6 protein-coding genes are annotated in these 25,287 nt (G+C 71.6%); 4 read left to right on the forward strand and 2 right to left on the reverse strand.

Annotation, left to right across the window (positions count from 1 at the left end; genetic code table 11):
* Positions 1-178 precede the first annotated feature (178 nt).
* Complete coding sequence (locus tag ACIQGQ_RS32880; RefSeq protein WP_402402975.1) at positions 179-550, reverse strand: nuclear transport factor 2 family protein; 372 nt, start codon at positions 548-550, stop codon at positions 179-181.
* A gap of 292 nt (positions 551-842) precedes the next feature.
* On the opposite strand from ACIQGQ_RS32880, the gene ACIQGQ_RS32885 reads away from it, so the two are divergent.
* Positions 843-2,060: a cytochrome P450 gene (locus ACIQGQ_RS32885; RefSeq protein WP_402402978.1), complete on the forward strand. Its 1,218-nt coding sequence runs from the start codon at positions 843-845 to the stop codon at positions 2,058-2,060.
* 68 nt (positions 2,061-2,128) lie between these two features.
* Here the strand turns inward: ACIQGQ_RS32885 and ACIQGQ_RS32890 are convergent, their stop codons facing one another.
* Positions 2,129-2,791, reverse strand: coding sequence for an NADPH-dependent F420 reductase (locus ACIQGQ_RS32890; RefSeq protein WP_283855560.1), 663 nt, complete (start codon positions 2,789-2,791; stop codon positions 2,129-2,131).
* Positions 2,792-3,197: 406 nt separating this feature from the next.
* Here ACIQGQ_RS32890 and ACIQGQ_RS32895 point away from each other — a divergent pair, with 406 nt between their 5' ends.
* The 3 genes from ACIQGQ_RS32895 to ACIQGQ_RS32905 are packed head-to-tail and all read left to right on the forward strand — an operon-like array spanning position 3,198 to position 25,212.
* Positions 3,198-3,446 carry an acyl carrier protein gene (locus tag ACIQGQ_RS32895; RefSeq protein WP_402402980.1) on the forward strand — a complete coding sequence of 83 codons (249 nt, stop codon included), beginning with the start codon at positions 3,198-3,200 and terminating at the stop codon, positions 3,444-3,446.
* Positions 3,434-5,425 carry an asparagine synthase (glutamine-hydrolyzing) gene (gene asnB, locus ACIQGQ_RS32900; protein ID WP_402402983.1) on the forward strand — a complete coding sequence of 664 codons (1,992 nt, stop codon included), beginning with the start codon at positions 3,434-3,436 and terminating at the stop codon, positions 5,423-5,425. Before ACIQGQ_RS32895 ends, asnB begins: the two co-directional genes overlap by 13 nt.
* Positions 5,422-25,212, forward strand: a complete 19,791-nt coding sequence (locus tag ACIQGQ_RS32905; RefSeq protein ID WP_402402985.1) for an SDR family NAD(P)-dependent oxidoreductase — start codon at positions 5,422-5,424, stop codon at positions 25,210-25,212. The genes asnB and ACIQGQ_RS32905 overlap by 4 nt, the downstream gene beginning before the upstream one ends.
* The last annotated feature ends 75 nt before the right edge of the window (positions 25,213-25,287 follow it).

Here is a 25,287-nt window from a genome sequence, read left to right on the forward strand (position 1 = left end):
GTCGGCCCGGGGCAGCGCGGGACCGGGGAGTGGTACCTCACTCGTCCGGGGAGAACCGGATCGCCCCGGCGGGGACGGACGCCCCGCACCGGATGCGTTGCACCGAGTCCTGCCTCCCGGCGGGCGGAAGGTCACGCGACGCTTCCGCAGGCCGTGTGAGTGTCCGCCGTGGGCGGCGTCATCGCCCGTTCTTCTCCGGCGCGGTGTAGACGTACTCCTCGATCCGGTCGATGTGATCGTCCTCGAACCGGAAATACACCACGGCGTGGACCTCATCGGAGGAACCGCCGGCCAGATTCAGGCGCAGCACATGCTGCTGGAAAAGCTCGCTCCCGTTGTGAACCTGTCGGGTCACCTCGTACCGGAGGGAGTCGACGTTGGTGACAAAGGACTTGAAATGGTCGAGGCGGTCACTCATCGCCACCTCCCCCTCACCGTCGTTCTGCCATACGACGGCCTTTTCGGTGCACAGCGCCAGGGCACCGGAAAAGTCGTACGCCTCCAGCCGCCGCAGAAACTCATTGACGAGCACACGCAGGCCCTGTGTCATGCCGGACCACCTTTTCACGTCGAATGATTGCTCTCACACTATCGAGGAGTCACATTCTCACGGTCAAGATGATTATTTCGATGCATTGGATCGCCTAGGTCCATCAAGCGCTGCGGCCGGACTGGATCGCAGAGTGCGATGCGCTAGATCGACAGAATGAGTTTGACTTGTGCCGGCCGACTCATCAGCAGTAGCCAGGACGCCTCCGCAGGAATATCGGAATTCACTCAGGATTCACACCACCACGGACGCTGGAAATCCCAGCGACCCCGCCGTTCTGGAGCTTTTCACCATGACGAACATTCACCGTTCCGCCGGTGTTAAGATTCCCGATTTCCCGGTCGGCAGACCGGAATCCTGCCCTTTCGACCCCGATGAGATCTACACCCGGCTGCGCGCCGAGGAACCCATGACGCTGGTCCACTGTCCTGCCGGAATGGACGCCTGGCTGATCAGCCGGTACGAGGACATGCGGCACATGCTCGCGGACCGAAGTCTGAGCTCCCGCGCCGCCGGCTCGGACCACATGCTGCCGTCGTACGACGGGCACGAGCCGCTTCCCGGCTTCATGATCCAGTTGGACGGCCAGGAGCACGCGCGGCTGCGTCGGCTGCTGATCGGGGAGTTCACGGTCCGCAAGATGGAGGCGCTACGACCCTACGTCCAGAAGATCACCGACGAGCACATCGACGCGATGCTCGCCGGGGCCGGTGCCGATCTGGTGCCGGACTTCGCCCTGCCGATCCCCTCGAAGGTGATCTGCGAGATGCTCGGGGTGCCGTACAAGGACCACGAGATGTTCCAGCTCGACAGCCAGGTGCTGATGAGCTTCGAGGCGGACGAGGTCAGCCGGGGCGCGGCCAGCCAGCGGCTGGAGGCGTATCTCGGCGAGCTGATCAGGCAGCGGATCACCGAACCACAGGGCGATCTGCTCAGTCGGCTGATCGCCCGGAGCAACGGTACCGACCGGCCGCTGGAAGTGGGCGAGCCGGCCACGCTCAGCGTGCTGCTGCTGGTCGCCGGGCACGATACCACCGCCAACATGATCACGCTGGGCATGCTGATGCTGCTGGAGAACCCCGGGAAGCTGGCCGAGTTGCGGGCCGATCCGGACCTGATCGGTACCGCCGTGGAGGAGCTGCTGCGCTATCTGTCGGTGATCCAGTTCGGCCTGCTCCGCTATGCGACCCGGGACGTCACCATCGGTGGTACCGAGGTGAAGGCAGGCGAGTGGCTGGTCGCGGCAGTCCCCTCCGGCAACCGGGACGAGAGCGTGTTCCCGTCCTCGGACACCCTGGACCTCGGGCGACAGGTCCGTACCAACCTGGCATTCGGCTTCGGCGCACATGTGTGCATCGGCCAGCACCTGGCCCGGATCGAGCTCCAGGTCGCGCTGTCCACGCTGCTGCACCGCATACCGGAGCTCCGGCTGGCCGAACCGCTGGCGCAGTCCGAGTTCAAGCGCAACGACATCGTCTACGGCCTGCAGAGCATGCGCGTCACGTGGTGACGACCGGGCCGATGAGGCCGTCCGGCCACGCGGCGAAGACCTCGGCGTTCTCCACCCCGAAGGCGGGTTCAGCCGCGAAACTCCGCCGGGCGCTCGGGGGACGCCTCGGACAGCGCTCGGGCGACCGCGTCGGCGCCGGCCTGCAGCCCGTACACCGGGGTGCCCGGCTGCTGGCGCCAGGAGTCGTCGAGGGAGCCCGCGTCGACGGTGTCGAAGCCCAGTTCGTCGATGAGGGCCCGGACGGTCTTCTTCGCGGCCGGGTCGTCGGCGGCGACCGGCAGGGCGAGCCGCTCGGGCGAGCCCGCCGGGCGGAACGCGTTCAACAGGTCCTCCGCGTAGGTGCCGTTGAACGCCTTGACGACCGGGCGGCCGAGCTGGCGCTCGGTCCAGCGGCTCTCGGTCAGCTCCTCGTCCTCGATGCCGGCGATACGGCCGTCGCGGGGCCTGGGGTAGTAGTTGCCGGTGTCGATGACGACCAGGTCGCCGGACGCGCCGTCGAAGAGCCCCGAGGGCAGGTCGGGCACGCTCTTCAGGGGGAGAGCGACCACCACGACCTCGGCGTCGCGGACGGCGTCGGTGACGGTGGCGGGGGTCGCGCCCGTCTCCTCTGCCAGGGCGGTCAGCGTCCCGGGGCCGCGCGAGTTGGCCACGGACACCTCATGACCGAGCGCGCTGAGCCGCCGGGTGAGGTTGCCGCCGATATTCCCGGCGCCGATGACACCGATCTTCATGAAAACCTCCCGCAGGACATACGAACTTCGCTGCCGCATGACTTTACCCAGGCAACGTGAATTTATGTAGCTGTTTCCATTGAATCGTACGAAGCGATCCAGTCCATCAATAAGTTCCGCTTGACCGGCATCAGCGGAACCATTGATAGTGAAATTTAGTGTGACCGCGGCCGGTCAATGGGAAGGGACACCGGATGAGGGGCGGCCATTTAATTCCGGACCGCCGACCGATCTCGTCGGCGGTATTCGCCACGATCGATACGGATGAGTGATGGCGCAGTCGCACTCTCCCAGCGACCATCGCGCGGCCCGGCGGATTTCTCGCACGCCCCCGCGGGCGCCGCGCGACGTCCCCGTGATGACAAGGAATGGGTCAGTGACCAGGACGGACAAAATCATTCGGTTCGTGGAAGAACAGTTCTTGATCGACTTCGGTGACGACGTGACACCGCAGAGCGATCTCTTCAAGGAAGGGATCATCGATTCCTTCGGATACGTCCAACTGATGTCCTTCCTGAAGAAGGAATTCTCGCTGGAGATCGAGAGCGCGGAGTTCCTGCTGGAGGTCCCGGCCTCGCTGGAGGCGATCGACAGGTTCGTGGCCGACCGGATGGACCGCAGCGGTACGCCGGGAGGCGCCCCGTGTGCGGAGTAGCGGGGTACGTCCCCTCCTCGCCCCGTGCGGAGCCCCGCCCCGAGGTCGTCGCCGGCATGCTGTCGGAGATCCGCCACCGCGGACCCGACGAGGTGGGCTACTACCTGGACGACGGTCTCGCCATGGGGACCGTGCGGCTGGCGATCGTCGATCTGGCGACGGGTGCGCAGCCCATGTCGGATGCCACGGAGCGCTACTGGATCTGCTTCAACGGCGAGTTGTACAACCACATCGAGCTGCGTGAGGAACTGCGCGGGCTCGGCCGGCCGTTCCGTACCCGGTCGGACACGGAGGTCGTCCTCCAGGCATGGATCCAGTGGGGGCCGGACTGCCTGACCCGGTTCAACGGGGCGTTCGCCTTCGCCGTCCGGGACGCCGTCGCCGACGAACTCCTCCTCGCCCGCGACCGGTACGGCAAGCGCCCGCTGTTCTACACGAGCGGCCCCGGCGGGTTCCTCTTCGCCTCGGAGATGAAGGCGTTCCGCGCCGTCCCGGGTTTCCGTTTCGCACTCGACCCCCATGAGCTGAAGACGGTCTTCGGGATCTGGACCCCGCTGCCGGACCGGTCCCCGTTCAAGGGGGTGAGCCAGCTTCCCCCCGGCAGCTTCCTCACCCTCCGCGGGGGCCGGCCCGCGGTGCACACGTATGAGGAACTCTCCGTCACCGCCGAGCCGTTCACCGGTACGGCGGCCCAGGCGGCCGAGCTGGTGCGCGACACCCTGCGCACCAGCGTCGATGTACGGCTGCGCAGCGATGTCGAGGTCGGGGTCTATCTGAGCGGCGGCCTCGACTCGTCCGTCGTCACCAGGCTCGCCACCGACCTCTCCTCCCACGAGGTCCGCACCTTCTCCGTGGAGTTCGAGGACCGGGCCCTCGACGAGTCGGGCAGCCAGCACTCCGTCGCGGACTACCTGGGCACCCGCCATTCCGCCATCACGATCTCCACGGCCGACATCACGGAGAACTTCCCCGCCGCCGTCCACCACGCCGAGTTCCCCGTCTTCCGTACGGCCCTCGTCCCGATGTACCTGCTGTCGCGGCACGTACGCGACGCCGGGATCAAGACGATCCTGAGCGGAGAAGGCGCGGACGAGGCCTTCCTCGGCTACTCGCTGTTCCGCGAGACCATGCTGCGCGCCTCCTGGAACGGCCTCTCCCCCGAGGAGCGGCAGCGCCGGATCGCGGTGCTGCATCCGGAACTCGGCCACTTCGGACCCGAGCACCGGGTCCATGTGGCGGGGCTGCTCAGCCAGTTCTCCGAGGAGCGGCTGCCGGGGCTGTTCTCGCATGAGCTGCGCTACCAGAACGGCCGGTTCGCCCAGCGGCTGCTCCAGGACCGCACCGAGCCGTTCGCCGATCTGCTCGCGCTGGTCGGGAACACGCCCGGCTATGCCGGCCTGTCCCCGACCCAGAAGGCGCAGTGGCTGGAGTTCCGGACCCTGCTGGCCGGCTATCTGCTGTCCAGCCAGGGGGAGCGGATGGGGCTCGCCCACGGGGTGGAGAACCGCTGCCCGTTCCTCGACCCGGCCGTGGTGCGCGCCGCCGCCTCGGTCAATCTGCGCTTCGACGACGGATGGGAGGAGAAGGCCGTGCTCAAGGAGGCGTTCCGCGGACTCCTCCCGGCGGATCCGCTCTCCCGGCGCAAGCAGCCCTACCGCGCCCCGGGCGGCGTCGCCTTCCAGGAGCACCGGCCGGACTATCTGGAGCTGGTTCTCTCGGAGCGGGAACTCAAGAAGATCGACGGTATCGACCCGGTCTTCGCCGAGCGGCTGGTCCGCAAGGTCCTGGCCACTCCCCCGGACGGGATCAGCACCAAGGAGGACCAGGCGTTCGTCCTGCTTCTCTCGACCGCCCTGCTCAACCAGCAGTTCGTGACGGACGGGAACGGCCCCATGCGTATTCCATCGGACGCCCAGATGAACCTGACCACGGTGATCGACCGCCGCGGGTCCTTACTCCTTCCCGGAGGGCGGCGATGACCACGCGCGCGTACGTTCCGGCCGAGGACGGCGTCGCAGTGATCGGGCTGGCACTGCGGATGCCCGGCTCCGAGACCCTGCCGGAGTTCTTCGGGCATCTGGTCGCGGGCCGGTCGCTGATCTCCGAGGTGCCGCCCGAACGGTGGTCCAAGGAGCGCTGGTTCGGCAGCCCCAGGCGAGGCGCCGAGAAGACGAACAGCGTCTGGGGCGGATTCATCGAGGAGGCGGACCGTTTCGACGCCGCCTTCTTCAGCATCTCCCCGCGCGAGGCGGCGAGCATGGACCCCCAGCAGCGCTTCGCCCTGGAACTGGCCTGGCACGCCATCGAGGACGCGGGCTACCGCGCGGGCGAGCTGGCGGGCACCCGGACCGGCGTCTTCATGGGGGTCTGCCACGCCGACTACGCGGAACTGATGGAACGCGACGGGGCCAGGACCGACGCCTATTTCCCCACCGGCACCGCGTACTCGATCATCTCCAACCGGATCTCGTACCACCTGGACTTCCAGGGCCCCAGCATCACCAATGACACCGCGTGCTCCAGTTCGCTGGTCTCGGTCTACGAGGCGGTGTCCGCGCTGCGCAACGGCGACTGCGCGCTGGCCCTGGCCGGCGGGGTGAATCTGTGCTGGTCGCCCAAACACTTCGTCGCCTTCAGCCAGGCGAGCATGCTGTCGCCCACCGGCCGCTGCCGGGCCTTCGACCAGGGGGCCGACGGGTATGTGCGCGGCGAGGGCGGCGCAGTGCTGCTGCTGAAGCCGCTGGCACAGGCGGTCGCCGACGACGATCCGGTGTACGCGGTGATCAGGGGCGTCGCCACCAACCACGGCGGCCGGACGAATTCGCTCACCGTCACCAATCCGGTCGCGCAGGCGAGCCTGATCGAGGGGCTCTACACCCGGGCAGGCATCCGTCCGGAGACCGTGTCCTATATCGAGGCCCATGGTCCAGGTACGCCGGTCGGCGACCCCATCGAGGTGCTCGCGCTCAAGCGCGCCTTCCGCGAGCTGCACCGGGCGCAGGGCACGGAACCCGTGCCGAGGACCATCGGCATCGGCTCGGTCAAGACCAACATCGGGCATCTGGAGGGCGCGGCGGGCGTCGCCGGGATGGTCAAGGTGATCGCCGCCCTCCGGGAACGGGTGCTCCCCGCGACCGCCGGTTTCACCGAGCCGAACAAGCTGATCGAGCTGGATGGCAGTCCATTCCGGATCGTGAGCGAGACCGAGCCGTGGGCCGAGCCGCCCGCGGGTCCGGACGCCGCCCCGGTGCCCCGGCGTGCCGGGGTCAGCTCCTTCGGCTTCGGCGGGACCAACGCTCATGTCGTCCTGGAGGAGCATCTGCCCGGCGACCGGCCGGACTGCGGGGCCGAGGAGCCGGGCGCCTGTGTCGTACCCCTCTCGGCACGTACCCCGGAGCGCCTGCGCCGGGTGGCGAAGGACCTGCACACGTTTCTGACCGCGTCCTCCACCGCCGATACTCCGGCCGGTGCGTCGCCGCGCCTCGCCGATATCGCGTACACCCTCCGGACCGGCCGTGAGCCGATGCCCGCGCGGGTCGCCTTCGTGGTGACGGACCGACGGCAACTCCTGCTCGCTCTGGGCGAGTTCGCGGATGGAATGCTGAGCGACACCGCCGCGCACGACCGTACCGGGGCACCGGACACGGATGGTCTCGCCGAGCTGTCGGAGACCGCCCGGCGGTGGGCCGAGGGCGGCGAGACGGGCTGGTCCCCGCTGCCGGGCCACCCCCACGGGCGCCGAGTGCGGCTGCCCGGCTACCCCTTCGCCCGGGAACGCCACTGGTTCCGGACCCGCCCCGAGAACGAGAACGCCACGACCACCGGCACGCTCCACCCCCTCGTGCACCGCAACACCTCCCGCCTCGGCGAACAGCGCTATACCTCGGTCTTCACCGGCGACGAGCCGTTCCTCGACGACCACCGCGTGGACGGGGCGCGGGTGCTGCCGGCCGCCGCCCAGCTGGAGATGGTCCGCGCCGCGGTGTCGTACGCCACCGGTCACGAGGACCCGGCCGCCACGGCACTCCGGCTGACCGACACGGCCTGGCTGCGCCCGCTGGTGGCGGACGGGCAGCCGCTCCAGGTTCGGGTGGTGCTCACCCCCGGGGACGACGGCGCCCTCGGGTACGAGATCCGTACCGGGGACGAGGAGGCCGGCGCCGCCGTGGTGCACAGCCGGGGCATCGCCTCGGTCGGCCCGGCGGAGGAGCGCGAGACGCTCGACCTCGACGCGCTGCGCGCGTCCTGCGCCGCTCGCCGCGACCCCGCCGAGGTGTACGCGGGCTTCCGCGAGGCGGGTCTGCGGTACGGGCCTGCCCTGCGCGGACTCACCGGGATCCACCTCGGGTCGGGGGAACTGCTCGCGCGGATCGAGCGGCCCGCGACGGACATCGCGGTGGCGCTGCCGCCGAGCGTGCTGGACGCGGCGCTCCAGGCGTCGCTGGTCCTCCGGTCCGCCCTGAACCCCGGGGCGGAGCAGGCGCTGACGCTGCCGCTCGCCCTTGACCGCCTCGATGTCCACGGCACGTGCGGGGACGCCGTCTGGGCCTGGGTCCGCCACCGGCGCGGCGGCAAGGAGCTCGCCGTCTTCGACATCGACCTGTGCGACGGCAACGGCACGGTCCTGGCCCGGCTGCGCGGTCTCGCGCAGCGGACCGTCACCGAACCGGCGGAACCCGCCGGGCCGTCCGCCCCCACCGGACCGGGCGTGGTGGCAGCCACCTCGCGCTGGGTGGAGGCTGCGCCCGCCGGCACGGCCGAGCCCGGCACGGTGCACGGCTTCGTCGCCGGGATGCCCGAGCCGTTCGTCTCCGGACTGTCCGGTGCGACCGGCCTCCCCTTCACCGCCCTGCCCGGCGTCCCCCTCGACGCCGTGGCGGACGGTGTCACCGTCGTACTGGACCGTGTCCTCGGGCGGATCCAGGAACTGCTGCGCTCGAAACCGAGGGGAACGCACCGCTTCCTCGTACTGGTCGACGACCGGGTGCCGCGCTTCTGCCACGCGCCGCTCGTCGGCCTCTTCCGGACCCTGCACCTGGAGAACCCGTCCGTGTCCGGGCGGGTGGTCCGGGTCGCCGGCCTCGGCACCGCGCCGCCCGGGCGGATCGCGGAGATCGTGCGCCAGGAGGCCGCCGATCCCGTCGTCGCCGACGCCGAGATCCGTCGCAGCGACGACGGCGTCCGCCGCACCTGGCGTCCGGTCGCCGTCGAACCCGCCGCCGGTCCGGAGGTCCCGCCGCTGAAGAAGGGCGGGGTCTACTGGCTGACCGGGGGCCTCGGCGGCCTCGGCCGGAACGTCGCCCGCTACTTCGCCCGGCAGGACGGTGTCACCGTGGTGCTCAGCGGCCGGACCCCGGCCGGGGCGGCGACCGACGAGGCTCTGGCCGGGCTGCGCGCGGCCGGGGTCGACGCGCGCTACCTCGCCGCCGACGCGGGCAGCGCGCAGGACGTGGAGCGCGCCGTCCGCACCATCGTGCGCGAGCACGGGTCGCTGGACGGAATCGTGCACGCGGCGGGGACGCTGCGGGACGCCTATCTCCTCACCAAGGACCCCCGCGAGGTGGCGGAGGTGCTGGCGCCGAAGGTGGCCGGTGTCCTCCACCTCGACGCGGCCACCCGCGGCCTCGCCCTCGACTTCCTGGTGCTCTTCTCCTCCGTCGCCGGGGTGTACGGCAGCGCGGGCCAGGGCGACTACGCGGCGGCCAACGCCTTCCTGGACGCCTTCGCCCGACACCGGCAGACGCTGGTGGACGCCGGGGAGCGGACCGGCCGGACCGTGGCGGTGAGCTGGCCGCTGTGGGCGGACGGCGGGATGACGATGGACGAGGTGACCCTCGCGTCGATGCGCCGGCAGCGCGGCTGGGAGCCGCTGCCCACGGAGGACGGTCTGCGGGTCCTGGGGCGCGCGCTGCTCGACTCGCCGGAGCACCTCGTCCTCGCGTACGGCGCCGACGCCTCCCTCACCGCCGAGCCGCAGGCCGCGCCCGCCGCGGTGCCCGCCCCGCCCGTCCGGGCCCCGGGCGGGCTCTCCGGGGACGACCTGGTGGCGCGTACGACGGAGGTGCTGAAGCAGGTGCTGGGCGAGGTGCTGCACCACGACCCGGCGGCCCTCGGCACCACCGTCGGCCTGGTCGACTACGGGATCGACTCGCTGGCCATCCTGGAGGCCACCGAGCGGCTCAGCGAGGTCACCGGGCCGCTGCCCAAGACGCTCTTCTTCGAGTACCTCGACATCGAAGGCGTCGTCGGTTATCTCGTCGAGGAGCACCGGGCGGCGCTTGAATCCCATTTCGGCGCGGCACCGGAGCGGACGCCCGAGCCGGTGGCGAAGACCGAGCCGTCCGCCGTGTCCGGAGCGTCAGCCGAGCCCAAACCGTCGGCCGTCCCCGGGCCGGTTGAGGCGTCCGTACGCCGGGACCTGGCACCGGTGGAGGTCCGGGCCGCGGCGGCCGGGGCCCCGGCCGCCGCCTCGTCCGACGACCGCCACGACATCGCGATCATCGGTATCTCCGGCGCCTACCCCGGCGCCGAGACCCTGGACGAGCTGTGGTCGGTCCTCGAAGAAGGGCGCCACCTCTTCCGGGAGGTGCCCCGCGAGCGCTGGGACCACGACACGATCTACAGCAGCGAGCGCAGTGTCCCCGGCAGGAGCGCCATCCGTACCGGGACGTTCCTCGGGGAGATCGACACCTTCGACCCCCGATACTTCCGGGTCTCCAAGCGCGAGGCGGAACGGATGTCACCGGAGGTCCGCCTCTTCCTGCGGGCCGGTGTCGAGGCGCTGGAGGACGCGGGGTACTCCCGCGAGACGATCCAGCGCCAATACCAGGGCGACGTCGGCGTGCTCGTCGGCTCCATGAGCAACCACTACGGTCTCTACGGCTTCCAGAACAGCCTGGCCCGCGGGGCCCCGGCGACCGGCAGCTACACCGGCACGCTGCCCAACATGCTGTCGTACTTCTACGGGTTCACCGGGCCGTCGATCTTCCTCGACACCATGTGCTCGGGTTCGTCGACGTGTGTGCACCAGGCTGTGCAGATGCTGCGGGCCGGCGAGTGCCGGATGGCAGTCGCCGGAGGGGTGAACCTCCTGCTGCACCCGTACAACCTCATCACCTCCTCACACGAGCACTTCACCACCTCGACCTCCGATGTCATCCGGAGTTTCGGGCTCGGCGCGGACGGGACCATCCTCGGCGAGGGCGTCGGCGCCGTGGTGCTCAAGCCGCTGATCGACGCCGAGCGGGACGGTGACCGGATCCACGCCGTCATCAAGGGCACCGCGATCACCAACGCCGGTGTGCGCAACGGGTTCACCGTGCCCAACCCGCGGATGCAGGCCCGTGCCATCGAGAAGGCGATCGACGACGCCGGCGTCGACCCGCGCACCATCAGCTATGTGGAGGGCCACGGTTCCGGCACCTCGCTCGGCGATCCGATCGAGGTCAGGGCCCTCACCACGGCGTTCGGCAAGTACACCCGGGACACGCAGTTCTGCGCCCTGGGGTCGGTCAAGTCCAACATGGGACACCTGCTGCACGCGGCCGGCATGGCCGGCCTGGCGAAGGTGGTCCTCCAGCTCAAGAAGCGCACCCTCGTCCCCTCGCTCCACAGCGAGCAGCTGAATCCCGACATCTCCTTTGCCGACACGCCCTTCCGGGTGCAGCGGGAACGCACCGAGTGGGAACCGGCAGTCACGGTGGAGAACGGATCCACGACCGTCCATCCACGGCGGGCCGGTATCACCTCCATCGGCGCGGGCGGTATGAACTCGCACATCGTCGTGGAGGAGTACATCGACCGGACCGCCCCCCGGGCACCGCGGCCGGACGGGCCCGAGTTGTTCGTCTTCTCCGCGATGACCGACACCGTGCTGGAGACCTCGCTCCGGCGGTTCAGGGACTTCCTGGCGGCGGCGGACGAGGCAGACCTGCCCTCGATCGCCCATACGCTCCGGGTCGGCAAGAACGAACTGCCGTGCCGCTGGGCCTTCCTGGCCCGGAACCTCGCCGATGCCGTCGCGGCCGTCGACCGCTATCTGGCCGGTGCCCGTGACCAGGCCGCCGCGCTCACCGCTACCGGCCCGCGCGCCTCGGCCGCCCGTGAACTGGCCCTCGCCTGGACCGGTGGCGGTGGCGTCGACTGGGCCCCGCTCACCGGCGCCCGCCCGCCCCGGCGGATCTCGCTGCCGGCCTACCCGTTCGAGCGGGTACGGTGCTGGGTGGACCCGGAGCCGGGCGCACCCGACGTCACCGCGCCGCTGGCCCTGAGCGGGAAACCGCATCCGTTCCTCGGGGCCAACCACTCCGACATCGACGGGCTGCGCTACGGTCTGGACGTCCACCTCGACGACCTCGCCGACTACGGCTGCCCGCAGGACAAGGTGCGGGGCATCGTCCCGACCTTCGCCGTCGATCTGGCGCTCGCCGTCGGGAAGGTCTCCGGACTCACCGGCACCCCGCGCGTCAAGGGCCTGCGCCTGTACGGCCCGGTCCCCTGGGACGCCACCGCCCGTCTGGTCACCACGGTCACCGTCCGGGGCCGGGAGGAAGCCGTCGGGGCCGTGTTCCGCGAGGACGGGACGGGAGCGCGTACCCCGGTCGCCGACTTCGCGGTGTACCCGGACAACCGGCGGGCCGCGCCGGACACCGTGCGGCTCGGCGGCGACGGTACGCGCGCCCTGGACCGGGAGGAGGTGCTGGCCGAACTGGCCGAGGGCGGCATCACCCCCGACCCCTTGCTGTGCGGGGTGCACGGCGCGCACTGGGTGCCGGACGGACAGCTCGTCCTCGATGTGTCCGTCCCGGAGCTTCGCCGGGATCACACCCGGAGAAACACCAGTATCGCCCCGCATGTCCTCGCGGCGATCGCCCATGGTGTCCAGCTCTTCGCCAGGCGGGCCGGTGAACCCGCCTGGGCACGGCAAGTCCCGTACCGGATCGACGACATACGTCTCTTCGGTGACGCACGGGACGGCGACGACGTGGCCCAGGTGTTCCTCGACCTGCCGACGCGGCCCGATACCCCCGGCGGCCGGGTCCGGCTGGCGGACCGCGACGGCCGGGTCCTGGCCGAACTGGTGGGCGTGCGGTGGGGCGAGGGCGGTACGGAGACCGCGGGCACAGAGGCGGAGCGCAGCAGTACGCCGGTGCCTGCCGTCGCTGAGCAGCGGGCGCTCGCGTCCGGCCCTCCGGAACCGCCCGAGGACGAGAGCGGGGCGCTGGTCGCCTTCACGGTCGGTGAACTCCGCCGTATCGCGGCGGACATCCTGAAGTTCGATGCCGAGGAACTGGATGTCCACACCGGTTTCGACGCCTTCGGCTTCGACTCCATCTCGCTCGTCGCGTTCAGCACGCTCATCAAGGAGTCGCTCGGTGTCGAGCTGACCCCCGCGGTCTTCTTCGATCTGACCACGCTGGACCGGCTGGGCCGCCATCTGGTCACCGAGTTCGGGCACCGGCTCGACACCGCGCGGGAAGGCTCGAAACCGCCGGTCCCGTCGATGCCTCCGGTACCGCGGACGGCTGTGACCGAGCCGGCTCCGTCCGCCGCGACCAGCCGGGAGAGCCGTGCCCCGGAACGCCGCGACGGGCCGGTGCCCATCGCCGTCATCGGTGCCGCCGGGCGCTTCCCCGGCTCACCCGACCTGGACACCTACTGGTCGCGGCTCGTCGAAGGCCGGGACTGCGTCTCGGAGTTCCCCGTCCACCGCTACGACGACGCCTACCGGCGGATCGTGGAGAAGGCCGATTTCCCGCGCCACGCGGGTGTCGTCGACGATGTCGACGCGTTCGACGCCGGCTTCTTCCAGATCTACCCGCGGGAAGCCGAGCTGATGGACCCCCAGCACCGGCTCGCCCTGGAGACGGTCTGGAGCGCGATCGAGGACAGCGGGTACACCCGGGCCGGACTACCGAGGAACACCGGGCTCTACTTCGGTGTCTCGGGCACCGACTACGCCACTCTGCTCACCACCCACGGCGTCGAACCGGACGCGTTCACCTCCACCGGCAACGCCCATTCCATGCTGGTCAACCGGATCTCGTACATCCTCGACATCCGGGGCCCGAGCCAGCCCGTGGACACGGCCTGCTCCAGTTCCCTGGTCGCCGTGCACCGCGCGCTGGAGGCCATCCGCTCCGGCGTGTGCGATCTGGCGATCGCCGGCGGGGTCAATCTCCTGCTCAGTGTGGACACCTTCGTCAGCGCCCACCGCGCCGGGATGCTGAGCCCGACCGGCCGGTGCCGGACCTTCGCGCGGGACGCGGACGGCTATGTGCGCGGGGAGGGCGTCGGCGCGCTGGTGCTCAAGCCGCTCGACGCCGCCGAGCGGGACGGTGACCCGATCCTCGGCGTGCTCGTCGGCAGCGCCGAGAACCACGGCGGCCGCGCCAACTCCCTGACGGCGCCCAACGCGGACGCCCAGGCCGAGCTGGTCCAGGCGGCGATGGCGGGCATCGAGCCGGACACCGTCGACTACATCGAGACCCACGGCACCGGAACCGTGCTCGGCGACCCCGTCGAGGTACGCGCGCTGCGCACCGCCTACAAACGGCTCGGCAGCACCCCCCTGGCGGACGTCGTGCTGGGCTCGGTGAAGACCAACATCGGCCATCTGGAGGCGGCGGCAGGTGTCGCCGGGCTGCTGAAGGTGCTGCTCGCCCTGGAGCACGGTGTCATCCCGGCGACCCGTAACTGCGCGGACCTCAACCCCTATCTCGAACTCGAAGGAGGCCCTTTCCGCGTCGGGCGCGAGAACGAGCCCTGGCGACGCCGCTCGGTCCCGCGGCGGGCCGGGATCAGCAGCTTCGGCTTCGGCGGCGCCAACTGCCATGTGGTCGTCGAGGAGTACACCCCGGGCACCCTGCCCGACCCGGACGCCGAGGACACCCCTGTGATCGTCCCGCTGTCGGCTCGTACCCCAGGACAACTGAGCCAGGTCGCGCACAGGCTGCTCGCCCATCTGGAACGGACGCCCGAGCCGCCGTCGTTGCGCGCGCTGGCCTGGACCCTCCAGTCCGGACGGGAGGCGATGGCCGAGCGCGTCGGCTGGGTCGTCGGATCGCTGCGTGAACTCACCGACCGTCTGCGGAACTTCACAAAGGCCGACGAGAACATCGGGAACGGGGCCAGGGGCAGTGCCGTCCGGCCGGTCACCGATTCCGTACCCCTGGTGCCGAACGGCGACCCGGTCCGTCTGCTGGCCCGCTGGACCGCGGGGGCGGCCGTGGACTGGCGGCCGCTGTACGGGGCGTCGGCGCCCCGGCGGGTGCGGCTGCCCGGCTATCCCTTCGCCCGTGAGCGCTACTGGATCCCGGGTGCCGCGCCGGAGCGGCCGGACGACCCGGGCCGGGCCTGGAGCGGCACCGCGCTGCTGGTCCCCCGCTGGAAGCCGAAGCCCGCGCCCACGAGCGGCCCGCAGCGGCCGGAGCGCCATGTGGTGATCCTGTGCGGGGCGCTCGCCGCCGCGCGGGAATCCGCCGAGCGCCAGGTGACGGGCGTGCGATGGGCGACGGCCGAAACCGGCGCACAACGCCTCGACAGCTGCTTCGGCGCTGTCTCCCGGCAGGTCTTCGAGACCGTGCGCGAGCTGGCCGCCGACACCTCGGCCGGCCGCACGCTGGTCCAGGTGGTGGCGCCCATCGGTGGCGACGACATCGTTCATCTGGCCCTCGCCGGTCTGCTGCGTACCGCGGCGGCGGAGGACCCCACCCTCACCGGGCAGCTCATCGGCCTCGACCTCACTGGTCGCGACGGGCCGGACGGCCCGGCGCTCGCCGCCCTGGTGGCGGAGAACGCGCGGGCCACCGGGGACGAGGTCGTCCTCCAGCGGGACGCGGTGCGCTCCGTCCTCACCTGGGAGCGGGCCGAGCCCGCGCCCGGGGACGACGCCTCCGGACCGTGGCGCGACGGCGGCGTCTATCTGATCACCGGCGGCGCGGGCGGCATCGGTGCGGTGATCGCCCGTGCCATCGCCCGGGACGTCGCCGGCGCAAGGCTGGTCCTGGCCGGCCGCTCGCCCCGGGACGCGCGGATCGACGCGCTCCTCGCGGAGCTGCGTGCAGCGGGGGCCGCCGCCCGGTACGCGCGGGCGGATGTCTCCCGCTGGGAGGAGGTGCGCCACCTCGTCGAGGACGTCCGGGAGCGGGACGGGGGCCCGCACGGGATCGTGCACTGCGCGGGGGTGGTGCGCGACGGCGCCCTGGTAGGCAAGACGGAGCGGGAGTGGGCGGACGTCCTCGCGCCGAAGGCGGACGCCGTCGTCCACCTCGACCGCGCGGTGGGCGAAGCGCCCCTGGACTTCCTGCTGCTGTGCTCCTCCGGATCGGCGGTCACCGGCAATCCCGGTCAGGCGGACTACGCCACCGCCAACGCCTTCCTCGACGCCTTCGCCGTACGACGCAACGCGCGTGCCACCGCCGGGGAACGCTTCGGACGCGCCCTGTCGCTGGCCTGGCCGCTGTGGCGCGAGGGCGGAATGACCGTCGACGACGCCGTCCTGAAGCGTCTGCGGCAGAGCCGGGGCCTGGCCCCGATGGATTCCGCGGACGGCATCGACGCGCTGGTCCGTGCCTGGCGGCTGGACGGCGAGGGGCAGGTCTGGATCCACCACGGAGACCTTGACCGGATCCCTGTCACCCCCTCACCGGCAACCGCCGTGCGGAACGCAACAGAAGCACCGGCGACATCCGTGCGCACCGCCGCGGAGGCGCTGCGCGGCCTCACCGGTCTCTTCGCCGAGGTCACCAAGGTCCCACCGGGCGACATCGACCCGGACGCGCCGCTGCACACCCTGGGGCTGGACTCGATCATGGTGGTGCAGCTCAACAAGGAGCTGGCCCTCAGACACGGAGAGGTGTCGAAGACCCTCTTCTACGAGCTTCCGACGCTCCGGGCGATCGCCGGGCACCTCACCCCTGCGCAGGACGGGCCGCGTGATACCGACGGCAGGTCCGGCGAGCCCACCCGGGACTCGGGGCCGGCGCCGTCCGAGCCCCGGCCGCTGCCCGCCACGCCCGCCGGGCGGCGGGAGCCCATCGCCGTCATCGGGATGAGCGGACGCTACCCGGGCGCCCCGGACCTCACCGCGTTCTGGGAGAACCTCAAGGCGGGGCGCGACCGCATCGGTGAGATCCCGGCCGACCGCTGGCCGAGGGAAGGCTTCTACGAGCCGGACCGTTCCAAGGCGATCGCCACCGGGCGCAGTTACAGCAAATGGGGCGGGTTCCTCGACGGCTTCGCGGACTTCGACCCGCTGTTCTTCCGGATCGCCCCCCGGGACGCCTACGCCATGGACCCGCAGGAGCGGCTGTTCCTCCAGGCGGCCTGGGAGGTCGTGGAGGACGCCGGTTACACCCCCGGGGAACTCGGCGGCCGTCATGGCGGCCGGGTCGGGGTCTTCGCCGGTGTCACCAAGTCCGGCCACGCCCGCTACGGCGCGCGCAGACTGCCCTCGGGCGAGACGGTGGTCCCGGCGCTGTCGTTCGCGTCGCTGAGTTCCCGGACCTCGCACGTCCTTGATCTGCACGGGCCGAGTCTGACCATCGACACGATGTGCTCGGCATCCCTCACCGCGATCCACGAGGCGTGCGAGCATCTGTACCAGGGCTCCTGCGAGGCGGCCATCGCAGGCGGGGTGAATCTGTATCTCCACCCGCTGGACTACATCGAACTGTGCCGTTCCAACATGCTGTCGACCGGTCCCGAGCTGCGCAGCTTCGGCAGCGGCGGTGACGGCTTCGTACCGGGCGAGGGTGTGGGCGCGGTGCTGCTCAAGCCGCTCTCCCGGGCGCTGGCCGACGGCGACCGGGTGCTGGCGGTGATCCGGGGCACGAGCGTCAACCACGGTGGCCGCACACACGGTTACACGGTGCCGAGTCCCACGGCCCAGGCCGAGGTGATCCGTGACGCGCTCGACCGCGCGGGTGTCTCGGCCCGGGACATCGGCTACGCCGAGGCGCACGGCACCGGCACCGAACTCGGTGACCCGATCGAGGTGGCCGGTCTGACCCTGGCCTTCGCGGCGGACACGGACGACCGGGGCTTCTGCGCCCTCGGCTCCGTCAAGTCGTCCATCGGGCACCTGGAAGCCGCCGCCGGCATCGCCGGACTGACCAAGGCCGTCCTGCAACTGCGGCACGGGCAGTTTGCCCCGAGCCTGCACGCCGAGGAACTCAACCCCAACCTCGCCCTCGAACAGACCCCGTTCTTCGTCCAGCGTGGCCTCGCCCACTGGCCGGGCGACCGCCCGCGTCTGGCGTCGGTCTCGTCGTTCGGTGCCGGAGGCTCGAACGCACATGTCGTCTTGGAGGAACACGTGTCAGAGCCCGTAGCCGACCGGGCCACCGCCGAACACCTGGTCGTCCTGTCCGCGCGCACCCCGGACCAGCTGCGTGCTCAGGCCGCCCGTCTGGCGGAGCATCTGGACGGCGCGGGCGCGCGGGAGCGTCTCGCCGACATCGCCTTCACCCTCCAGATCGGGCGGGAGCACCGGGAAGAGCGCCTCGCCCTGGTCGCCACCTCGGTGTCCGGACTGCGCGCCGCGCTGCGCGCGCACCTGAACGGGGAAACGGACACTCCCGGCGTCCACCGGGGCACCGTCGGTAAACCCCGGAGTGCCGTCGCCGAACTCGCGGCCGACGAGGAGCTCGGGCATCTGCTGGTGGCCCGCTTGGCCAGGCAGGGGAAGCTCGCGGAACTCGCGGAGCTGTGGACCCAGGGGGTGGCTCCGGACTGGTACACCCTGCACGGTCCGGACACGCCCCGCCGGATCTCGCTGCCCAGCTATCCGTTCGCCCACGACCGCTACTGGGCCGGCGACCTCGAGCCTCTCGGCACACCCGACTCGCCCACCGTTTCCCCGGGGTTACGCGTCGAAGAGGCCGCGCCCTTCGTGTCCGACGTCCACCACCAAGCCGCTCCCGGGGTGCCCGACGTCCGGGAAGCCGCCCCCTTCGTACCCGGAGCCGTATCCGCGGCACGGCCCGGCCGCCCGGCACCGGCGCCCGCGGTGGCGGACGCGCGGCCCGCGCCGCCGCTCGACGAACGGGTCCGGCAGGTCGTGCTGGAGAAGCTGGCCGACGCTCTGGCCATGGAGGCCGGGGCGGTCGCGAGCGGCCACGCGTTCGCCGACTACGGGCTGGACTCCATCCTCGGCGTCCGCTTCGTCCACGAACTGAACGAGACCCTGGGCCTCGATCTCACTACCGGCGTCATCTACGACCACAGCACGGCCGACCGCCTGATCGCCCATCTGCTGCACGAGCACCGCACGGCCATCACGCTGCCCGTCCCGGACGCCCCGCCGGCCGCCGGGCCCGCTCCGGCGGCCGAGGTCGAGGCCGAGGGCCCGGCTCCGGAGGCGGGGGGCCGTGAGCCAATCGCGGTCGTCGGCATGAGCGGGCGGTTCGCCGGCTCCGACTCCCTGGAGGAGCTCTGGAAGCATCTGGCGGCCGGTGACGACCTGATCGGCGAGGCGACCCGCTGGCCCCTCCCGGCGGCCGACGACACCGGCAGGCCGCGCTGCACCCGCGGTGGATTCCTCGACCGTATCGACGAGTTCGACCCGCTGTTCTTCAACATCTCCGGGGTCGAGGCCGCCGTCATGGACCCGCAGCAGCGGCTGCTGCTCGAAGAGTCCTGGAAGGCCCTGGAGGACGCGGGCTACGCAGGACGCGCGGTCGCCGAGCGCACCTGCGGTGTGTATGTCGGCTGCTGGGACGGCGACTACCAGCAGCTCGTCGGCGAGGACGCGCCCGCGCAGGCGTTCTGGGGGAACATGGCGTCCTTCATCCCGGCCCGCGCCTCGTACTTCCTCGATCTGAAGGGACCGGCCATCTCGGTCGAGACCTCCTGTTCCAGTTCCCTGGTCGCGATCGACCTGGCCTGCAAGGACCTCTGGTCGGACGAGACGGACATGGCCCTCGCCGGCGGTGTCTACGTCCAGACCTCCCCGCGTCTGTACGACCTCGCCGGACGCGCCGGGATGCTCTCGCCGACCGGGCGCTGCCACGCCTTCGACCACCGCGCCGACGGCTTCGTACCGGGCGAGGGTGTCGGTGTCCTGGTCCTCAAGCGGCTGGCGGACGCACTCGCCGACGGCGACCACATCCACGGTGTGATCCGGGGCTCAGGCACCAACCACGACGGCGCGACCAACGGCATCACCGCCCCCAGCTCGCTCTCGCAGGAACGGCTGCTGAGCGAGGTGTACGACCGGTTCGGCGTCGATGTCGAGACGATCCAGGTCGCCGAGGCCCACGGGACCGGCACGAGGCTCGGTGACCCGATCGAGTTCCAGGCGCTGACCCGCGCCTTCCGCAAGGGCACCGACAAATCCGGTTTCTGCGCCCTCGGTTCGGTCAAAACGAACCTCGGGCACACCCAGTCCGCCGCCGGTGTCGCCGCCGTCTTCAAAGTCCTCCTCGGCATGAGGCACGGCCAGATCCCGGCCTCGCTCCACTTCGAACGGCCCAACAACGCCGTGCAGTTCGACGGCAGCCCCTTCTATCCCAGCACCCGCACCCACCCGTGGCCGAAGCCCTCGGGCACCCCGCGACGCGGTGTGGTCAGCTCCTTCGGGGCCAGCGGCACCAACGCGCATCTCGTCCTGGAGGAGCCGCCGGCGGTGTCCCGGCCGCGTCCGCAGAGCCCGGCCCATCTGGTCGTACTGTCGGCGCGTTCACGTGAGCAGCTCCAAGAGCAGGTGACGCGTCTGGCCGCGCATCTGCGCCGGGAGACCGCCCTGGACTGCGGTGACATCGCCTGGACGCTCGCCGCCGGACGCGAGCACTTCGCCCACCGCTTCGCCTGCGTGGTAAGGGACCGCAACGAACTGCTGGACGTCCTGGACCAGGGGATCGACGGGCCGCAGGCGCACACCGGGGAGGCCGCCGGAGCAGGGCTGCCGGACGCCGAGGAGGCGCTGCGCCGCTGCGCCACCGGGACGGCCCTCACCCGCGCCGCGGACCTCACCGTGCTTGCCGAGCTGTTCGTCGGGGGCTCGGTGCTCGACCCCGCCCGTATCTTCCCGGGTAAGGGGCCGCGCCGGGTCCCCCTGCCCACCTACCCGTTCGCCCGCGAGCGCCACTGGGTCGGCGGAAGCCCTCTGCCGGGGCCGGCCTTCACCGAGGCCGCGTCCGACCGGATCGCGCCCCTGGAGCCCCGCCATCCAATCCTGGTCGGTACGGGCCCGGTGCCGGGCGAACCAGGCGCCGTACGGGGCACAGCGAAGCTGACCGGCGAGGAGAGCTTCCTGCGCGACCATCTGGTGCGCGGCGAGCGGGTCCTGCCCGGGGTGGTCCATCTGGAGCTGGCCCGTGAGGTCGCCGCCCGTGCCCTCGGCACGGACACCGCGAGCCCGGTCACCCTGCGGAACGTCACCTGGGTCCGCCCGCTGGTCGTGGAGGGCGCTCCGCTGGCGGTGGATGTCACGGTGCGGCCGGAGGGCGACGGCGTCGCCTTCCGGGTGGCCTCCGCGACGGACGGCACGGACCCGTTCTGCGAGGGACGTGTGCTGCCCTCCGCCTCCCCGCGTCCGGCCCCGCTGGACCTGGCCGCACTGCGCGCGGGCTGCCCGGTCCGGGTGCCGGGCGCGCGGATCGCCGAGGCGATCGCCGCCAAGGACATCACCCATGGGCCGAGCCTGCGCGCGATCGAGGAGGCCCGGGTGGGGCCGGACCTGGTCGTCGCCCGTCTCTCGGCGGCACCGGGTGAGCCGTATCCGTACGGTCTGCATCCCACGCTGCTCGACTCGGCGATCCAGGCGTCGGCGGCGCTGGACCTCGACGGTGCGCAGACCCCGCCCGGTGCGGTGATGGTGCCGTTCGCCCTGGACGCGCTGGAGCTGTACGGCCCCTGCGTGGACGCGATGTGGGCCGTGGTCCGTACCGCGCCGGGTCGGGAGGGGCCGGACGCGCTCAGCAGGCTCGACATCGACCTGGTCGACCCAACGGGGGCGGTCCTGGTACGGATGACCGGATACACCTCGCGGGCCGTGCCCGAGCCCGTGCCCTCGCTGTTCGCCCCGGTGTGGGAGCCGGTGCCGGAAGAGGACCTCGGGGTGTCCCCCGCGCCGCTGCCGGAGCGGACCCTGGTCGTCGGCGCCTCTGACCGGCAGTTCGCCGAGATCGCCCGGCGCTGCCCCGGGGCGCGGGCATGGCGGCTTGCGCCGAGCGCGTCGGTCGAGGAGAACGCCGCCGCGCTGCGGCCCGGCGGCCCGGTCGGACATCTGCTGTGGGTCGCCCCGGACACTGCGCCGCACCCGACGGACACCGCCGCCTTCGCCGCCGCCCAGGAACAGGGCGTCCTCGCCGCCTTCCGGATGGTCAAGGCACTGCTGCTCACCGGTCAGGACGCCCGTCCACTCGGCGTCACCCTGGTCACCCGCGGCGCCCAAGCCACCCATCCGGCCGAGGAGATCCGGCCTGCCCAGGCGGCCTTGCACGGCCTGTTCGGCTCGCTCGCGCAGGAATACCGCCACTGGGAGGTCCGCCGCTTCGACCTCGGGACCACCGACGGTCCGAACGCCTTCACGGACCTTCCCGCGCGGTCCACCGGCGGCACCTGGGCGCGGCGCTCGGGCCAGTGGCTGCGCCGGCGGCTTGTGCCGTGCGCGACCGAGCGGCCGACGGTGGCCCCGTACCGGGAGCGCGGTGTCTACGTCGTCATCGGCGGCGCGGGCGGCCTCGGTGAGGCGTGGACCCGGCACGTGGTGGAGCGCCATGGCGCCCGAGTGGTGTGGATCGGCCGCCGCCCGCAGGACGCCTCGATCGAGGCGCGGACCCGGGCGGCCGGACCCGGCGGCGAGGTCAGCTATCTTTCGGCCGACGCCACGGACCCCGAGGCGCTGCGCGCGGCCTGTGCGGAGATCAAGGCCCGGTACGGGCGAATCCACGGTGTCGTCCACGCGGCCCTGGTGCTGCGCGACCGCGGCCTCGCCACCATGGAGGAGGCCGACTTCCGGGCGGGCCTGGCGGCGAAGACCGACACCAGCGTCGCCATGGCACGGGTCTTCGCCGGGGAGCCGCTCGACTTCGTCGTCTTCTTCTCCTCGCTCCAGTCGTTCGTCACGGCGGCGGGGCAGAGCAACTACGCGGCCGGTTGCGCCTTCTCCGACGCTTACGCGCGTCTGCTGGCCACTCATCTGGACTGCCCGGTGAAGGTGATGAACTGGGGCTGGTGGGGATCGACCGGCAGCGTCGTCTCCGCGTTCCACCGGCAGAGCATGGCGCGGTGGGGCCTGCTGTCGATCGAACCGCCGGAGGCGATGGTCTCGCTCGCCACCCTGCTCGGCGGTCCCCAGCCGCAGGTGAGTTTCGTCAAGATGACTGATCCGGAGGCGATCGAGCCAATCGACATGACGCTGCGCACGACCGTGTACGAGCGTTCGCCCATGGGTGTGCCGTCCGGGGCGGCGCTGGCCCCGGCGGACCTCGCCGACGGGGACGAGTGTTTCCTACGGAGCGTGGCCGACTGGCGCCGCACCGAGCGTGATCCGCTGCTCGCCGAGCTGATGCGGGCCCATCTGGAGGCGCTGGGTGTGCTGCGGCCGGGGGAGCCGGCCCCCGCCGATCCGGCGGCGGCGCGTGAGCGCGGCGGCATCGACGAGCGGTACACGATGTGGCTCGCCCATGCCCTGCGGGTCGTACCGGACCGGGCGCGGCCTCTCGATGTTCTCGGACAGCGGTGGGCCGAGCAGTGCAAACGCTGGTCCGCCGATCCCGACAAGAGGGCGGAACTCGCCCTGGTCGACGCCACGTTGAAGGAGCTGCCGCATATTCTCATCGGGCGTGTCCCGGCTACGGACAGCATTTTCCCGCGCGGCTCGGTGGAGCTGGTGGAAGGCTGCTACCGGAACAACCGGGTGGCCGACACCTTCAACCGCACCATGGCGTCGGCCGCCTCGGGTATCGTCTCGGAGCTGCTGCGGAGGAACCCGGGTCACCGCATCCGGATACTGGAGATCGGGGCGGGCACCGGGGGCACCAGCGTCGGCATGTTCGCCGCGCTGCGCCCGTACTGGCACAGTGTCGAGACCTACACGTACACGGACCTGTCGAAGGCGTTCCTGAACCGCGCCCAGGCCCGGTTCGGTCCGGATGTCCCCTACCTCGACTGCCGGCGCTTCGACGTGGAGCAACCGCTCGCGGGGCAGGGCATCCCGGAGGGCGGCTACGACCTGGTCATCGCCGCCAATGTCCTGCACGCCACCCGGAACATGCGCAACACGCTGCGCAACGCCAAGTCGGCGCTGCGGGACAAGGGCTGGCTGCTGCTCAATGAGCTGACCGCCTTCGATGTGTTCAGCCATCTCACGTTCGGGCTGCTCGAGGGGTGGTGGCTGTCCGAGGATGTGCCGCTGCGTGTGCCGGGCTCGCCCGCGCTGGCGCCGGAGACCTGGCGGGAGGTGCTGCACGGCGAGGGGTTTTCCTCGGTGGTCTCCCTGCTGCCGCACGCCCGCGACCTGGGCCAGCAGATCCTGGCGGCCGAGGGCGACGGTGTCGCGCACCGGCGGGTGGCCGCGCGGGCCCGCGCGGCCACCGTGCCACCGCGGCCCACCGCGGCCGTCCCCGCGCCCCCCACCCCGGCCCCGGCCGTCGTCCCCCCCGCCCCCGCCGCGACCCGGGCTTCGCTCCTGGCCGCCTATCTCACGGACAAGGCGGCGGAGACACTGCGGATACCGGCGAAGAAGATCGACCCGGGGACGTCCTTCGCCTCGTACGGGATGGACTCGATCCTGGTCCTCCAGTTCGCCAACGCGCTCCGGGAGGATCTGGGCGAGCTGTCCTCGGCTCTGCTCTTCGAGGAGGACTCGGTGGACCGGCTCGGCGCCTACCTGCTGGAGCACCAGCGCGCTGAGGTGGACGCGCTGACCGGGGCCCGGCTGCCGGACAGCGGCAAGGACGCAAACCCCGATGCCGTACGGGGGCCGTCGGCCGCGTCCATCGGCTCGCTGTTCACAACGCTGGCGGGGTCGGGTGACCCGGCCCTGAGCAGCTCCCTGCTGACGGCCGCCGCGCGGCTGCGGCCCGCCTTCGCCTCCGGCGCGGACGGCCGGGAGCCGGAGACCCTGCATCTGGCCGACGGCGCGGACGGAATCGGGCTGGTCTGCCTGCCGTCGCTTGTCGCTCCCACCGGGGCGCACCAGTACCTCCGGTTCGCCCTCGCGCTGCGTGGTCTGCGGTCCGTCTGGACAGCCGGTGTGCCGGGCTACGGCGCGGGCGAACCGCTGCCGGGGACCCTGGACGCGGCGATGGACCTCCAGGCCGATTTCCTGCAACGCCGTTTCGCCGGCAGCCTGTTCGCGCTGGTGGCTTACTCATCGGGCGGGTGGGCCGCCCATGAGGTGCTGCGGCGGCTGGAGGCCGCCGGAGCCGCCCCGGTCGCGCTGGTGCTGCTCGACTCCCCCGGGCGGCCCGACGACGATGTCGCCGGGGGCATGGCCACCATCGCCCACTGGCTGACCAGTCGGTTCCCGCAGTTGCCCGTCGAGGACGAGCAGCTCACCGCGATGGCCCGGTACGCGGAGCTGTTCGACGGCTGGCGGCCCCGCCCGGTGTCGACCCCGACGCTGTTCGTGGGCGCGGCTTCGGAGGGACCCCTCTTCGAGGTGCTCGGTGACAGGTCGGGACCGCTGTGGCGGCCGGAGTGGCCGCTGGAGCACACCCGGCTCGAGGTTCCCGGCAGCCACTTCACGATGCTGGACGAACACGCAAAGTCCACGGCGCTCGCCGTCCACCAGTGGCTGGTCCAGCGGTCCGGCTGATCGGAGGTTCCGCGACACGAGGGACGCGAAGGCGGCTTTCGTCCGGTTCCGCTCCTGCCCGGAGCGGAACCGGAC

It is taken from the genome of Streptomyces sp. NPDC092952 (assembly GCF_044754785.1).
Classification (GTDB): domain Bacteria; phylum Actinomycetota; class Actinomycetes; order Streptomycetales; family Streptomycetaceae; genus Streptomyces.

What these genes read in the sequence shown, in the direction of transcription:
- ACIQGQ_RS32885 (WP_402402978.1), top strand. Translation starts at nt 843, where the DNA reads ATGACGAACATTCACCGTTCCGCCGGTGTTAAGATTCCCGATTTCCCG.
- ACIQGQ_RS32880 (WP_402402975.1), bottom strand. Translation starts at nt 550, where the DNA reads ATGACACAGGGCCTGCGTGTGCTCGTCAATGAGTTTCTGCGGCGGCTG.
- ACIQGQ_RS32890 (WP_283855560.1), bottom strand. Translation starts at nt 2,791, where the DNA reads ATGAAGATCGGTGTCATCGGCGCCGGGAATATCGGCGGCAACCTCACC.
- ACIQGQ_RS32905 (WP_402402985.1), top strand. Translation starts at nt 5,422, where the DNA reads ATGACCACGCGCGCGTACGTTCCGGCCGAGGACGGCGTCGCAGTGATC.